The sequence below is a fragment of the Pseudonocardia sp. ICBG162 genome (genome assembly GCF_020496225.1).
GTDB classification, from domain to species: domain Bacteria; phylum Actinomycetota; class Actinomycetes; order Mycobacteriales; family Pseudonocardiaceae; genus Pseudonocardia; species Pseudonocardia alni.
On the sequence record NZ_JAHLJD010000013.1, the window covers coordinates 158,255 to 172,357 of the forward strand.

Genomic DNA, 14,103 nt, shown 5'->3' on the forward strand with positions numbered 1-14,103 from the left:
GACCGGCGCGCCCGGGGATGCCGCCCCGTCGGTCGGCGGGTGCGCCGGTGCCCGGACCGGGTCGCCCGGCGCGGCCAGGGGGTCGGCCCGGAAGACCCGCACCGTCGCTCCGATGTCCATGACGCCCCACCCCCGTGTCCCCGGGCGGACCGTGCCCGGCACCGCGCGGGAACCCAGGATCCGTCCCGCACCCCGGGCCGCGGCACCGCCGTACGGTGCCGCGGCTCACCCCCGGACGGGCGGTTACCGCAGGTCGCACGGGTCTAGGCTGGCGGGCATGGCGGTGAGGATCGGTGTGCTGGCCCTGCAGGGCAACGTCCGCGAGCACGTGGCGGCGCTGACCGCGGCGGGCGCCGAGGCCGTACCGGTCCGCCGTGCGTCCGAGCTGGCCACGGTGGACGGCATCGTCCTGCCCGGCGGCGAGTCGACGACCATGTCCAAGCTGCTCGACACCTTCGAGCTGCTGGAGCCGCTGCGGGCCCGGCTGCGCGACGGGCTGCCCGCCTACGGCTCGTGCGCCGGCATGATCCTTCTGGCCGAGGAGATCCTCGACGGCCGCCCCGACCAGCACCAGCTCGGCGGTCTCGACGTCGTCGTGCGGCGCAACGCCTTCGGCCGCCAGGTCGACTCGTTCGAGACCGACCTGGAGTTCACCGGGCTCACCGGTGGTCCGGTGCACGCGGTGTTCATCCGCGCCCCGTGGGTGGAGAAGACCGGCGGCGACGTCGAGGTGCTCGCCTCCGTCCCGGACGTCACCAGCGCCGGTGCCGACGCCGGTGAGGCGGCCGGGCGCGCGGTCGCGGTCCGGCAGGGCCCGGTGCTCGCCACCTCGTTCCACCCCGAGCTGACCGGGGACCGCCGGGTGCACGGGCTGTTCGTGGACATGGTGCGCGCCGCGGCGGGCTGACCCGCCCGCGGCCGGTCGCGGCCACGCACGGCACCGTTGCACCGGCGTACGGTTGAAGAGTGCTCGTTCTCATCGGTGTGTTGCTCGTCGTCTGGCTGGTGCTCGCCGTCCTCGGCCTGGTGGTCAAGGGGCTGTTCTGGCTGACGGTGATCGGGGTCGTCCTGTTCGTCGGCACCGCCGTCTGGGGCGCGGCGAAGCGCCGGGCGGGCGCCGGACCCCGCTAGTCCCCGCGCGCGGGGAACCGGACCCGGGGTGGGGGATTCCCCAGGGCCACCCGGGGGCGTGCCGTGTGGGCCGGGCCGTCCGCCGCGGGGACAGTGATGGGGTGTCCCTCCTCGTCGACCCGACCGCGCTGCGCCCGGCCCCGCCGCCCGGTGCGGTGGTGGCGAGCGTCGTGCTGTGGCTGGGCGCGCTACTGGCGGGACTGAGCGAGACGCTCGTGCGGCTGGCCGGTCCGCTCCCGCCCAGCGGCGCCGAGGTCGCGTTCCGGAGCGCGGTGTACACCGTGCTGGTGGTGCTGGTGGTCCAGCTGCGGTCCGGGTCGGCGGTGCACCGCTGGACGGTGGTCGGTGTGCTCGGGCTGCTCGGGACGGCGTCCCTGGTGGCGGAGCCGCTGCGCGCGTTGGCGGCCGGCACCACCGTCGCGGGCTTCCTCGCCGACGCGAGCAGCGCCGAGCTCCTCGCGGCGTCCCTGCGTGCCCTGCACGTCGTCGAGGTGGTGGCCGCGATGTCGCTGCTGTTCCACCCGGCCGCCCGGGCCTTCTACCGCGGTGGTCCCGGCGGACGGGCCGCGCGCTGAACCGCCGCCGGTCCGGCTGCGGGGTTCAGGCGGTCGGGGATCCGGCGACGACCTCACCCTCGACGAGGGTCGTCGCCACCCCCGCGGGGATCCGGTAGCGGATCAGCCGGGAGCTGTTCGCGACGACCGCGACGCTGGAGGCGTTGTGCAGGATCGCCGCGACCACCGGTGACATCGCCCCGCCGGCGGAGACCAGCAGCCCGGCCGCGTTCACCGCGATCGACATGCCGTAGTTCTGCCGGATCAGGGTGATCGAGCGCCGCCCCAGGTCGCGCAGGTCGAGCAGTGCGTTGAGGTCGTCGGCGGCGAGGGCGACGTCCGCGGTCTCGACCGCCACGTCGGTCCCGGCCACGCCCATCGCGATCCCGATGTCGGCCAGCGCCAGCGCCGGGGCGTCGTTCGTGCCGTCGCCGATCATCGCGACGGTGTGGCCCTGCGCCTGCAGCGCCCGCACCACGTCCTGCTTCTGCTCGGGCATGACCTCGGCCCGGTACTCGGTGATGCCGAGCTCCTCGGCGACGGCCTTCGCGGTCTGCGGGTGGTCGCCGGTGAGCATGACGATCCGGGTGACGCCGTCGGCGCGCAGCCGGTCCAGCACGTCACGGGCCTCGGCCCGCACGGTGTCGCGCAGCGAGACCAGGCCGACCAGTGCCCCGTCGACGGCCAGCAGCAGCGGCGTCTCCGAGGCCTTCTGCAGCCGCCGCACCCAGTCCGCGGCCTTGCGCGGCACCGTGACGCCCTGGGCGCGGAGCAGGTCGCGCGAGCCGATGAGCAGCACCCGGCCGTCGGCCTGGACGCGCATGCCCTGGCCGAGCAGGACCTCGCACTCCTCGTGCGGCGGGATCTCGATCCGCCGCTCCTCGGTGGAGCGGATGACCGCCTGGGCCAGCGGGTGCCGCGAGTGGATCTCCGACGACGCGGCGTAGGCCAGGACCTGCTCGGGCGACCAGTCGTCGTGGAAGGAGATGACGTTGGTGACGACCGGGCGGCCCTGGGTGAGCGTGCCGGTCTTGTCGAACACCACCGCGTCGACCCGGCCTGCCGCCTCGAGGTGCGCGCCGCCCTTGATGAGGATGCCGCGCCGCGCGCCGTTGCCGATCGCCGCGGAGATCGCCGTCGGGGTGGACAGGCCGACCGCGCACGGGCAGGCGATGAGCAGCATCGTCATCGCGCGCCGCACGTCGCGGGTGACGACCAGGGTCAGCGCCGAGAGGAGGAACGAGGCGGGCACGAACCGGCGGGAGAAGTTCTCGCCGACGGTCTGGATCGGGGCCCGGTCGTCCTGGGCCTGCTCGACCCGGTCGATGATCCGGCCGATCGCGGTGTCCTGGCCGACGGCCGTCGCCCGGACCACGATCCGGCCGCGCAGCAGCACCGACCCGGCGTGCAGGGTGTCGCCCGGGGCGACCGAGACCGGCAGCTGCTCGCCGGTGATCGCGGCCTGGTCGGCGACGCCCTCGCCCTCGACGACCTCGCCGTCGACGGGCAGCACGATCCGCTCGTGCACCACGACCTCGTCGCCCACCGACAGGTCGGCGATGTCGACCTCGACCTCGACGGTGCCGCCGTCGGGGGTGACGGTGCGGGTCCAGGTACGGGTGGTGGCGCCGGTGAGCAGCTCCGAGATCGCGCGCCGGGAGCGGCGCAGCGTCAGGTCCTGGAGGTACTCGCCGATGTTGAGCAGCCACAGCACGGTCAGTGCGACGACGTTCTCGCGCAGCACGAGGCTGGCGACGGTCGCCGCCGAGACGAGCGCGTCGGTGCCCGCGCCCCGGCCGCCGGCCAGCGAGCGCAGCGCGCCACGCAGGAACGGGTAGCCGGTGAAGATCGTGACGCCGGTGGCGACGGTGCGGCTGGCCGGGCCGAGCAGCGGCGGGCGGCGCAGCGCGTAGCGGCGGAAGCCGAGCGCGGCCAGCGCGACCCCGCCGACGACCAGCCGGGCCAGCTCGCCGTTGTGCTGGTCGGCCGAGCGCGGCGTGCGGGCCGCGGTGGCCTCCGGCTCGGCACCCAGGCCCTTGCCGATGGCCTCGACGAGCTCGACGCGGTCGCAGCCGGGGCGGTACCAGACGACGACGTTGCCGGTGCGCGGGTAGGCGTGCACCTGCCGCACCCCGCCGACGTGGTCCAGCTCGTCCTCGACGGCCACGGCCAGCGCGGTGCGCCCGCGCAGCGCGGGGACGGCGAAGCGGATGCGGCCCGCGGCGTCGCTGTGGACGGTGGCGTCCGGGCCGGCGGTGTCGGTGCTCACGGTCTCGCTCGTCTCGCTCGTCGTGCCCGGAGGACCGGGATCAGTGCTCGTGGCCGTGCCCGTGGCCGTTGCCCGGGGCGGGGGCCTCCTCGCCGATGCGGCCACGGGCCTCGGCCACGATGTCGGCGGTCGCCAGCCGGGCCTTCTCGGCACCGGTCTCGGCGGCGCGGGCGCCCTTGAGGCCCCAGGTGGTCACCGAGACGGCGGCCTCGCGGACGGCGCCGGAGCGCGCGACCTTCTTGACGCCGTCGTAGGCGACCGCGCCGGCCAGCCCGCTCACGACGAGCCCGACGGCCTTGCCTGCCACTGCTCCGAACACGTGCGCTCCTCTCGCGACCGGCGCCCGGTGCAGGTGCCGATAACGGTTGTCAGAGTAGTCCTCGCCGGGTTCCCGGCGGGACGCGGTGGCGAAGCATAGTCGATCTTGCATATGTCGGTGACGCGCGGGGTGTGCGCGGGCCCGGCCCGGCGCGGAGCCGCGTCGTCGGTAACATTGACGGGTTCCCGCAGGTCGGCCCGACCGCAGCTCGCGCTGCGGGGCGTCGGACCTGCCCCTCACCGCGCGTCGCGTGCGCGGTGCGAGCACGAGAGGTGGGCAGACGAGCCGATGAGCGGTCACTCCAAGTGGGCGACGACCAAGCACAAGAAGGCCGTGATCGACGCCCGCCGCGGCAAGATGTTCGCCAAGCTGATCAAGAACATCGAGGTCGCGGCCCGGACCGGCGGCGGTGACCCCGACGGCAACCCGACGCTCTACGACGCCATCCAGAAGGCGAAGAAGAGCTCGGTCCCGAACGACAACATCGACCGTGCGGTCAAGCGTGGTTCGGGTGCCGACGCCGGTGGCGCCGACTACCAGACGATCACCTACGAGGGCTACGGCCCGAACGGGGTCGCGGTGCTGGTCGAGTGTCTGTCCGACAACCGGAACCGGGCGGCGACCGAGGTCCGGACGGCGATGACCCGCAACGGCGGCACCATGGCCGACCCGGGGTCGGTGGCGTACCTGTTCCAGCGCAAGGGCGTCGTGGTGCTGCCGAAGGCCGAGCTGTCCGAGGACGACGTGCTGATGGCCGTCCTGGACGCCGGGGCCGAGGAGGTGAACGACCTCGGCGAGAGCTGGGAGGTCGTCTCCGAGCCGACCGACGTCGTCGCGGTGCGGACCGCGCTCCAGCAGAACGACATCGACTACGACTCCGCGGAGGCGGTCTTCGTGCCGTCGATGCAGGTCGAACTGGACGCCGACGGCGCGAAGAAGGTCTTCAAGCTGATCGAGGCGCTCGAGGACTCCGACGAGGTCCAGAACGTCTACGCCAACTTCGACGTCTCCGACGAGGTCATGGCCGAGGTCGGCTGAGCGGCAGGTCCCGGCCCGGTGCGGCCGTCCCCCTGGTGGGGGCGGCCGCATCGTCGTCCTCGGGGTCGGCACGCCACTGGGTAAGGTGAGCCTGTCCTGAGTGGGGGTGGTGGTCGTGTCGGTGGGGGCGCAGGTCCTCGAGGTGGTCGACCGGGCGGTCGGGCCGCGGATCGAGGTGTACCGGTGGATCATCACCGCGCCCACCGCGTGGGCGGTCCACTCCCACGTCGACCACGAGTTCCTCGTCGTGGTCTCCGGCGGCGTCCGGGTCCGGGCCGGTGACCTCGTGCGGACGGCGGTGCCGGGCAGCGGGGTCTGGATCCCCGCCGGTGTCCGGCACGCGGTGTCGGCCCCGGCCGGCACGACCTTCCTCGTCGGCTACGTCGACCGCGACCGGCGCGCGACGGTGCCGGTCGGGCTGACCGGGTTCCCGACCCCGCCGCTGACGACCGCGCTCGCCGAGCACCTGATGTCGCCGGTCCTCGACGCGCCGGTGCGCGCCCGGGCCGAGGAGGTCCTGTGCGACCAGTTCGTCGGCGGGCCGACGGTGCTCCCGGACCTGCCGATGCCGCGGTCCGCGCCGGTGCGCCTGGTCGCGACCACGCTGCTCGGCACCCCGCAGGACCGGCGCACCCTGGAACAGTGGGGGTTCGTGGTCGGGGTGAGCGCCCGCACGCTGACCCGGCGGTTCACCGAGGAGACCGGGCTGGGCTTCGAGAGCTGGCGGCGGCGCTGCCGGGTGCTGTCCGCGCTCCCGCTGCTGACCGGTGCGCGGCCGGTGCGGGCGGTCGCCCACCGGGTCGGCTACCGGTCGGAGGCGGCGTTCGTCGCCGCGTTCCGCCGGGAGACCGGGACCACACCGGGACGCTGGTCGGCGCCGGTCGCCCGGCTCGACGGGACGGGCTGACCGTCTGCCGACACGTCGTGTCCGTCTGACACGCCGGGACCGGGCGAGACTCCTGCCCCGGGAGCCGTCCACACGGGACGGCGCGACCACGACGGAGACCCGCATGCCCGCCCCCGCCACCAGTCGTCGCCGGCTGCTCGCCGGCAGCCTCGGCCTGGCCCTGCTCGCCGCCTGCGGGCGCCCCGCCCCCGGCGACACCGACGGGGCGCCGGCCGCCGGCGGGTTCCCCCGGACCGTGCGCCACGAGGCGGGGGAGACCACGGTGCCCGCGGCCCCGGAGCGGGTGGTGGCGCTGTCGGACTACCTCGACCTGGACCTGGTCCTCGCGCTGGGCGTGCGGCCCGTGCTCTACGGGTTCACCGACGCCTGGGGCTCGGGGAACCTGCCGTGGCAGACCGAGGCGGGGGTGGCCGGGCTGACCCGGATGGACATCCCGACGTCGCAGGCCGAGCCCGAGCGGGTGGTGGCGGCCCGGCCGGACCTGCTGGTCGGGATGCCCCCCGCCGGCGAGCAGTACGACGTGCTCTCCCGGATCGCGCCGACGGTCTGCCTCGGGTGGGAGACCACCTGGCACGACGGCCTCGCGACGGTGGCCGCGGCGCTCGGCCGCGAGGACCGGGTCGAGGGCCTGGCGCAGCGGTACCGGGACACGGTGGCGACGGCGGCGGCGCGGCTGCGCGGGCTGGGCGGGCTGCCGGTAGTCGTCGGGTCGACCTACCACGGGCAGGTCTACGTCCAGGGCGACGCGAGCCCGATGGTGGGCCTGCTGCGCGACCTCGGCCTGACGGTGCACACCACCGGCCCGGACGCGGTCACCGAGTACTCGCCCGAGCAGGTGGACGTCCTGCGGCCGGCGGGTGTCCTGCTCTGCCCGGCGACCGACGCCGCCGGGACCGCCGCGGCGGAGGCCTCGGAGCTGTGGCGACGGCTGCCCGCCGTGGCGGCCGGCCGCTACAGCGTCCTGAGCCCGGTGCTCGCCCGGGGGCTGACCGAGAACCTGTCCCCGCTGAGCGTGGACTGGGCGCTGCGGACGCTGGTGCCGCTGCTGGAGCGCACCGCCGCGGGTGACGGTGTGCCGCTGGGCCGGGCCGGGAGCTGACCGGCGGCCGCGTTCACTGTCGGGGGTCGGTTCTAGACTCGCCGCCGATGAGCACAGCGACGCAGGGCACCCAGAAGTCGGCCTCGGCGAAGAAGAGGGCACCGGCGAAGCCGCGCCTGTTGCTGCTCGACGGCCACTCCCTGGCCTACCGGGCGTTCTTCGCGCTGCCCGCGGAGAACTTCCGCACCGGTACCGGGCAGACCACGAACGCGGTCTACGGCTTCACCTCGATGCTGATCAACCTGCTGCGCGACGAGGAGCCGACCCACCTCGCCGTGGCCTTCGACGTGTCGCGTAAGACCTTCCGCTCCGAGCGGTACGCCGAGTACAAGGCGAACCGTTCGTCGACGCCGGACGACTTCCGCGGCCAGATCGACCTCATCAAGGAGGTCCTGACCGCGCTGAACATCCCGGTGTTCGCCGTCGACGGGTACGAGGCCGACGACCTCATCGCCACCCTCGCCACCCAGGCCGAGGGGCACGGCTACCAGGTGCTCATCACCACCGGCGACCGTGACGCGTTCCAGCTGGTCACCGACGACGTCACCGTCCTGTACCCCAAGCGCGGCGTGTCCGACCTCGGCCGGATCGACCCGGCCGAGGTCGACAAGCGCTACGGGCTCACCCCGACCCAGTACCCGGACTTCGCGGCGCTGCGCGGCGACCCCTCGGACAACCTGCCCTCCATCCCCGGGGTGGGGGAGAAGACCGCGGCCAAGTGGGTCCGGGAGTTCGGCTCGCTCGCCGAGCTCACCGACCGGGTCGACGAGGTCAAGGGCAAGGCCGGGGACAACCTGCGGGCCAACCTGGCGAACGTGCTGCTCAACCGCCAGCTCACCGAGCTGGTGCGCGACGTCGACCTCGGCGCCGCCCCCGAGGAGCTCGAGCTGCGCCCGTGGGACCGCGACGCGGTGCACCGCCTGTTCGACGAGCTGGAGTTCCGGGTGCTGCGCGAGCGCCTGTTCTCCACCCTGTCCTCCGCCGAGCCCGAGGCCGAGTCCGGCTTCGAGGTCGCCGGCGAGGTCGTCGCACCCGGCGCGGTGCGGGCCTGGCTCGACGCCCACGCCCGCGACGGGCGTCGCGTCGCGGTGAGCTTCGCCGGGGTCACCGGCCCGATCGCCGGGCGCGACCTCGACGGGATCGCGCTCGCCGCGGGGGAGCCGACCGTCGAGCAACGGGCCGCCGGCGCCACCGCCGGTGTCCCGGCCGCCGGCTACCTCGCGCTGACCGGCCTCACCCCGGACGACGAGGCCGCCCTGGGCGACTGGCTCGCCGACGCGTCCGTGCCGAAGGCCGCGCACGACGTGAAGCCGGTGCTGCACGCGTTGCGCGCGCGGGGCTGGACCCTGGGCGGGCTGACCAGCGACACCGCGCTCGCCGCGTACCTCGCCAAGCCCGGGCAGCGGACCTTCGACCTGGCGGACCTCGCGCTGCGCTACCTGCGCCGCGAGCTGCGCACCGAGGAGCCCGCCGACGGGCAGCTGTCGCTGCTCGGCGGCGAGGAGGAGGCCGACGCCCAGGCCGCGGGGCAGGAGATGCTCGCGGCCTCGGCGATCGCCGAGCTCGCCGACGCCCTCGACGCCGACCTGGCCGAGCGGGGCGGCAGCGAGCTGCTGGCCGACCTGGAGCTGCCGCTGGCGTTCGTGCTGGCCGACTGCGAGGCCGCCGGGATCGCCGTCGACGGCGAGACCCTGTCCGACCTGGAGTCCGACTTCGGCGGCCAGGTCCGCGAGGCCGCGCGGCAGGCCTACGAGGTGATCGGCAAGGAGATCAACCTCGGCTCGCCCAAGCAGCTGCAGGTCGTCCTGTTCGACGAGCTGGAGATGCCCAAGACCAAGCGCACCAAGACCGGCTACACCACCGACGCGGACGCCTTGGCGAGCCTCTACGAGCAGACCGAGCACCCGTTCCTGCAGTTCCTGCTGCAGCACCGCGACGCGACCCGGCTCAAGGTGACCGTCGACGGGCTCATGAAGTCCGTCGCCGAGGACGGCCGGATCCACACCACGTACTCGCAGACGATCGCCGCGACCGGCCGGCTGTCCTCGACCGACCCGAACCTGCAGAACGTGCCGATCCGCACCGCCGCCGGGCGCCGAATCCGGGACGCGTTCGTCGTCGGGTCCGGGCCCGACGGCGCGCCGTACGCGGAGCTGCTCACCGCGGACTACAGCCAGATCGAGATGCGGATCATGGCGCACCTGTCCGAGGACGCCGCGCTGATCGAGGCGTTCCGCTCGCAGCACGACTTCCACGCCGAGACCGCGGCCCGGGTCTTCGGCGTCGCGGCGACCGAGGTGTCGGTCGAGCAGCGCGCCAAGATCAAGGCGATGAACTACGGCCTGGCCTACGGGCTGTCGGCCTACGGCCTGTCCGGGCAGCTGCGGATCTCCACCGAGGAGGCCAAGGGGCTGATGGACGACTACTTCGCCGGGTTCGGCGGGGTGCGCGACTACCTCGCGGGTGTCGTCGACCAGGCCCGCAAGGACGGCTACACCGCCACCATCCTGGGGCGGCGCCGCTACCTGCCCGACCTGACCAGCGACAACCGTCAGCGCCGGGAGATGGCCGAGCGGATGGCGCTCAACGCCCCGATCCAGGGCAGCGCGGCGGACATCATCAAGGTCGCGATGCTCGGGGTGTACCGCGCGCTGCAGGCCGAGGGGCTGCGCAGCCGGATGCTGCTGCAGGTGCACGACGAGCTCGTCCTCGAGGTCGCCGACGGCGAGCGCGAGACCCTGGAGGCACTCGTGCGCCGGGAGATGGCGGCCGCGGCCGACCTGTCGGTGCCGCTGGAGGTGTCGGTCGGGTCCGGCCGCAGCTGGGACGCCGCCGCGCACTGACCCGGGCCCCGGCCCCCGGGGCCGGGGTCAGCCGGCGACCGCTCCCGGTGCGGGGGCGGCGCCGGTGCCGTACCCGGCTCCGGAGGGGTGGCGCAGGTGTCCGGGCGCGAGGACCCGGGCGGCACGGCCCAGCTCGGCGACGAGCTGCTCCACCGCGACGTCCTGCCGGCGGGCCGCCGCGTGCAGGATCGCGCAGAGCCGTCCGGCCGGGCCCGTCGCGGCCGTGCCGCCGTTCGTGCCGCCGCTCGGGGCGTCGCCGGGGGTGGCGGTGCGGCGGGTGTCGCGTTCGTGGCGCAGCACCGCGGCCAGGTCACGTCCGGCGGCGGCGAGGACGTCGGCGTCGTCGGTGTGGATCACGACGACCGCGTCGGCGTCGCCCGCCGCGGCGACCGCGCGTTCCGCGGAACGCGACCACGCCCACAGCGCGCGGCGCCCGGCCAGCGACGCGGGCAGCTCCAGTCCGGCGGACTCGGCGTCGGCCAGGGCGACCAGGAGCCCGCCGATCCGGCCGGCCCGGCGCGCCCAGGTCGCCCGGTCCCCGGGCAGACCCCGGTGGACGACGACGCCCGCCTGCGTGGGGACGGCCGGTGGCTCGTCGGGGCGGCGGGGATGCGGGACCAGGGGCATCGGCGTCACCTCCTCCGGGGCCGACGCCGGTAGGGTCGCAAACCTCCCACCTGCTGTTACGTCGTCGCGGCGGACGGTGTGGACACCCCGCCGGACGGTCCGTGCCCGGCGTCCGGCGGTACGGCTGCCGCCGGTTCCAGGATCGTCAGCTCGGCCGGTCCGAGGCGGAGCACGCCGTCGTCGAGGGGCTCGCAGCGGACACCGCCCCGGCCGCGCAGCGCCGCCCACGCGCCGTCGCCGATCTCGGTGTCCATCCAGCGGCACGGCGCGGCGGCGCGGTGCGCGCGGAAGCGGACCGGCCCGTCGCCGGAGTCCAGGGCGAACAGCGCGCCGGTGCCGCCGCGGCCCGGTGCGGCGAGCGCATCGACCGGGGCGCCGCGCAGGACGACGTTGCGCCGCGCCGCGAGCGGGGTCGCGTCGACGGTGTCGCCGAGGACCGCGCGCAGGTGGTCCAGCGACTCCGCGGCCAGCAGGGTCACCGCGGCGCGGGCGTGGGCCGGGCGGCCGGCGTAGCGGTCGCCGACGATCCCGTGGCCGGCGCGGACCCGGATCTCGCGGCGCAGCGGCGGCTCCGGGTCGGGCCGGGGCCCGTCCGCGGGCCTGCCCTCGTAGGCGTGCCGGGACGCGGCCAGCAGGGCGGTGACCTCGACCCGCATCAGTTCAGCCCGGTCAGGAACCGGATCACGGCCTCCCGGGTCAGCTGCGCGCCCGGGCTGCCGAAGGGCCGGTCGAAGACGTGGTCGGCGTAGGGGATGGTGACCAGCCTGCCGTCGACCCCCGCGGCGCGGAGCTCCCGGTCGTAGGCGGCGACCCGGTCGGGCAGGACGTAGTGGTCCGCGGAGCCGAGCAGCAGCAGGGTCGGCGGGAGCCCCGGGCGGACCTGCTCGGCGGGGGAGAGCAGCCGCAGCAGGCCCGGCGCCTCGTCGGCGGTGCCGCCGAACAGGGTGCGCTGCAGGTCCGGGTCGACCAGCGTCAGGTCGACGGGCGGGTAGTAGGCGACCACGCCGACCGGCGGCGGGCCGGGCGTCGGCGGCGGGGCGTCGGCCGGGCCGGTGCCGCCGTACGCGGCCGGTGCCTCGGAGCACGCCAGCGTCCCGTCGAGCAGCCCGGACGTGGTCGACAGCGCCAGCGTCGCGCCGGCGGACTGCCCGGCCAGCACCAGCCGCGCGGGGTCCAGACCCGCCTCGCCCGCGTGCGCGCGCACCCAGTCGACGGCGCACGCGACGTCGCGCTGCTGGTCGCGGCCGACGGGCTCGGGCGGCGGCAGCCGGTAGTCCACCGCCGCGACCGCCCAGCCGCGCTCGGCGAGCCACCGGTTCAGCGCGGTGCGGTCGCCGCGGTCCCCGCCCGTCCACGACCCGCCGTGCACCCACACCATCGTCGGGTGCGGACCCGCGCCGGTCGGCAGGTAGAGGTCCAGCGTGCGGCCGGGGGCGAACTCCACCGACCGGTCCGGCCTCCCGTCCGGCTGGCCCAGCTCGGTCAGCGCCGCCGTCCAGTCCAGCGGGACGCCCTGCTCGGACGCGGCCCGGCCCTGCGCGGCCAGCACCGTGACCGACCCGACGACCGCCGCCAGGGCGAGCACCGCCGTCGCGACGCCGGTGAACCGGGCACCCGCGGCCCGCGCCGCCAGCCCGAACAGGATCCCCAGCACCGCGGCCAGTGCCACGTGCAGCGGGTACGCGCCGGACAGGAACGACCCCGCGAGCCCGATCGCCGGGGTCTCGGGGCGGAAGGTCCCCACCAGCACGACCAGCAGCAGCGCGGCCCACACCCACGCGAGGACCCGGAGGAACGACGTCACCCGCGCACCCTGTCATCCCGGTCCGCCCGGCCCGGCCCGGACCCGCCGGTCCGGCGTGCCGCACGGGTGGGAGCGCCCCCACCGGTACGGTTCTCGAACGGCCGTGCGGATCCGAGGCGAGGGGGACGCGGTGCGGGTGCTCGGGGTCGACCCCGGACTGACGCGGTGCGGGATCGGCGTCGTCGAGGCCGGTGCGGGCCGGACCGTCGGGTTCGTCGACGTCGGCGTCGCCCGCAGCGAGCCGGACCTGCCGCTGGAACGGCGGCTGCTCACCGTCGCCGACGAGGTGGAGCGCTGGGTGGCCCGGCACCGCCCCGACGTGATCGCCGTCGAGCGGGTGTTCAGCCAGAACAACGTCCGCACCGTGATGGGCACCGCGCAGGTCAGCGGGGTCGTCGCGCTCGTCGCCGCACGGGCCGGGCTGCCGGTCGCCTTCCACACCCCCAGCGAGGTCAAGGCCGCCGTCACCGGGGAGGGCCGCGCGGGCAAGGCGCAGGTCACCGCGATGGTCACCCGGCTGCTCGGCCTCGACGCACCCCCGAAGCCCGCCGACGCCGCCGACGCGCTCGCGCTGGCCATCTGCCACTGCTGGCGCTCCCCGATGATCGACCGGATGGCGCAGGCGCAGGCCCGCGCCGAGGAGCTGGCCGCGGTGCACCGGGCCCGGCTCGCCGAGGCGCAGCGGGAGCAGGGCGGCGCCCGGCCCAGTGCCGCCCAGCAGTGGGCCGCGGCCCGCGCCGCGGCCGACGCCCGCTCGGCGGGCGGATGGCGCGCGCGCTGACCCGTCTCGCCCGGTGGTGGCGTGGTGTCGCGTGCGGTCCCGTCGGTGCGGCCCGGTAGCGTCGGTGCCTCGAACGGTCGTTCGTGGGAGGGGGACCTGTCAGTGATCCACTCGGTGCGCGGTCCGGTGCTGGAGATCGGGCTGGACCACGCCGTCGTCGAGGTCGGCGGGGTCGGGCTCGCGGTGTACGCCACGCCCGCCACGCTGGGCGGGCTGCGTCGCGGCGAGGAGGCCCGGCTGCCGACCACGCTGGTGGTGCGCGAGGACTCCCTGACCCTCTACGGGTTCGCCGACGCCGAGGAACGCGAGCTGTTCCTGCTGCTGCAGACGGTGTCCGGGATCGGGACGCGGCTCGCGCTCGCCACGATCGCGGTGCTGGAGCCGGACACGCTGCGCCGTGCCCTCGCCGACGGCGACCTCGCCGTGCTCACCCGCATCCCCGGCGTCGGGCGCAAGAGCGCCGAGCGCCTGGTCGTGGAGCTGCGCGACAAGGTGACCGCGCCCGTCGCGGTGCCCGCGGGTGCCGTCGCGGCCGCCCCGGCCCCGGTGCTCGGGGTGCGCGAGCAGGTCGTCGAGGCGCTGCTCGGGCTCGGCTTCACCCAGCGCCCGGCCGAGCAGGCCGTGGACGCGGTGCTGGCCCACGCACCCGACACCGACGCCCGGGACCTGCTGCGCACCGCGCTGTCGAGCCTCGGCAGGTCGCGGTGACCGACCCCGACCCCTACGCCGGG

At 75.6% G+C, this 14,103-nt stretch carries 14 protein-coding genes; 9 read left to right on the top strand and 5 right to left on the bottom strand.

Annotated features, from left to right (window positions below; all coding sequences use genetic code 11):
* Nucleotides 1-277: 277 nt before the first annotated feature.
* From pdxT to KPL60_RS04095, 3 genes are all read left to right on the top strand, one after another.
* On the top strand, nucleotides 278-907 hold the full coding sequence (pdxT, locus tag KPL60_RS04085; RefSeq protein WP_226357381.1) for a pyridoxal 5'-phosphate synthase glutaminase subunit PdxT: 630 nt from the start codon (nucleotides 278-280) through the stop codon (nucleotides 905-907).
* A 59-nt stretch (nucleotides 908-966) separates the two neighbouring features.
* Nucleotides 967-1,131: a hypothetical protein gene (locus KPL60_RS04090; RefSeq protein WP_226357380.1), complete on the top strand. Its 165-nt coding sequence runs from the start codon at nucleotides 967-969 to the stop codon at nucleotides 1,129-1,131.
* A 101-nt stretch (nucleotides 1,132-1,232) separates the two neighbouring features.
* The gene (locus tag KPL60_RS04095; RefSeq protein WP_226357379.1) at nucleotides 1,233-1,706 is read left to right on the top strand and encodes a hypothetical protein; all 474 of its coding nucleotides are present in this window, start codon (nucleotides 1,233-1,235) and stop codon (nucleotides 1,704-1,706) included.
* A gap of 25 nt (nucleotides 1,707-1,731) precedes the next feature.
* Here KPL60_RS04095 and KPL60_RS04100 read toward each other — a convergent pair whose 3' ends face one another.
* Nucleotides 1,732-3,954 carry a cation-translocating P-type ATPase gene (locus tag KPL60_RS04100; RefSeq protein ID WP_226364959.1) on the bottom strand — a complete coding sequence of 741 codons (2,223 nt, stop codon included), beginning with the start codon at nucleotides 3,952-3,954 and terminating at the stop codon, nucleotides 1,732-1,734.
* A 40-nt stretch (nucleotides 3,955-3,994) separates the two neighbouring features.
* On the bottom strand, nucleotides 3,995-4,273 hold the full coding sequence (locus KPL60_RS04105) for a DUF1490 family protein (protein ID WP_226357377.1): 279 nt from the start codon (nucleotides 4,271-4,273) through the stop codon (nucleotides 3,995-3,997).
* A gap of 288 nt (nucleotides 4,274-4,561) precedes the next feature.
* Here KPL60_RS04105 and KPL60_RS04110 point away from each other — a divergent pair, with 288 nt between their 5' ends.
* The 4 genes from KPL60_RS04110 (at nucleotide 4,562) to polA (ending at nucleotide 10,160) form a co-directional block, all read left to right on the top strand.
* The gene (locus KPL60_RS04110; RefSeq protein WP_208823674.1) at nucleotides 4,562-5,311 is read left to right on the top strand and encodes a YebC/PmpR family DNA-binding transcriptional regulator; all 750 of its coding nucleotides are present in this window, start codon (nucleotides 4,562-4,564) and stop codon (nucleotides 5,309-5,311) included.
* Nucleotides 5,312-5,411: 100 nt separating this feature from the next.
* Entirely contained in the window at nucleotides 5,412-6,218 is an 807-nt protein-coding gene (locus KPL60_RS34475; protein WP_226364960.1) for an AraC family transcriptional regulator, read from the top strand.
* A 103-nt stretch (nucleotides 6,219-6,321) separates the two neighbouring features.
* Nucleotides 6,322-7,317, top strand: a complete 996-nt coding sequence (locus KPL60_RS04120; protein ID WP_226364961.1) for an ABC transporter substrate-binding protein — start codon at nucleotides 6,322-6,324, stop codon at nucleotides 7,315-7,317.
* A 47-nt stretch (nucleotides 7,318-7,364) separates the two neighbouring features.
* Complete coding sequence (gene polA / locus KPL60_RS04125; protein ID WP_226364962.1) at nucleotides 7,365-10,160, top strand: DNA polymerase I; 2,796 nt, start codon at nucleotides 7,365-7,367, stop codon at nucleotides 10,158-10,160.
* Between the two features lie 27 nt (nucleotides 10,161-10,187).
* Here polA and KPL60_RS04130 read toward each other — a convergent pair whose 3' ends face one another.
* The 3 genes from KPL60_RS04130 to KPL60_RS04140 are packed head-to-tail and all read right to left on the bottom strand — an operon-like array spanning nucleotide 10,188 to nucleotide 12,591.
* A complete protein-coding gene (locus KPL60_RS04130) occupies nucleotides 10,188-10,787 on the bottom strand; it encodes a hypothetical protein (RefSeq protein WP_226357373.1) in 600 nt (199 codons plus the stop codon).
* 56 nt (nucleotides 10,788-10,843) lie between these two features.
* Nucleotides 10,844-11,443 (bottom strand): molybdenum cofactor biosysynthesis protein, encoded by a 600-nt coding sequence (locus tag KPL60_RS04135; RefSeq protein ID WP_226364963.1) that lies wholly within the window; start codon nucleotides 11,441-11,443, stop codon nucleotides 10,844-10,846.
* A complete protein-coding gene (locus KPL60_RS04140) occupies nucleotides 11,443-12,591 on the bottom strand; it encodes an alpha/beta hydrolase (protein ID WP_226364964.1) in 1,149 nt (382 codons plus the stop codon). The genes KPL60_RS04135 and KPL60_RS04140 overlap by 1 nt, the downstream gene beginning before the upstream one ends.
* A gap of 130 nt (nucleotides 12,592-12,721) precedes the next feature.
* On the opposite strand from KPL60_RS04140, the gene ruvC reads away from it, so the two are divergent.
* Both ruvC and ruvA read left to right on the top strand, forming a co-directional pair.
* Nucleotides 12,722-13,372: a crossover junction endodeoxyribonuclease RuvC gene (gene ruvC, locus KPL60_RS04145; protein WP_226357526.1), complete on the top strand. Its 651-nt coding sequence runs from the start codon at nucleotides 12,722-12,724 to the stop codon at nucleotides 13,370-13,372.
* 102 nt (nucleotides 13,373-13,474) lie between these two features.
* Nucleotides 13,475-14,080 (top strand): Holliday junction branch migration protein RuvA, encoded by a 606-nt coding sequence (gene ruvA, locus KPL60_RS04150; protein WP_062395706.1) that lies wholly within the window; start codon nucleotides 13,475-13,477, stop codon nucleotides 14,078-14,080.
* Nucleotides 14,081-14,103: the final 23 nt, after the last annotated feature.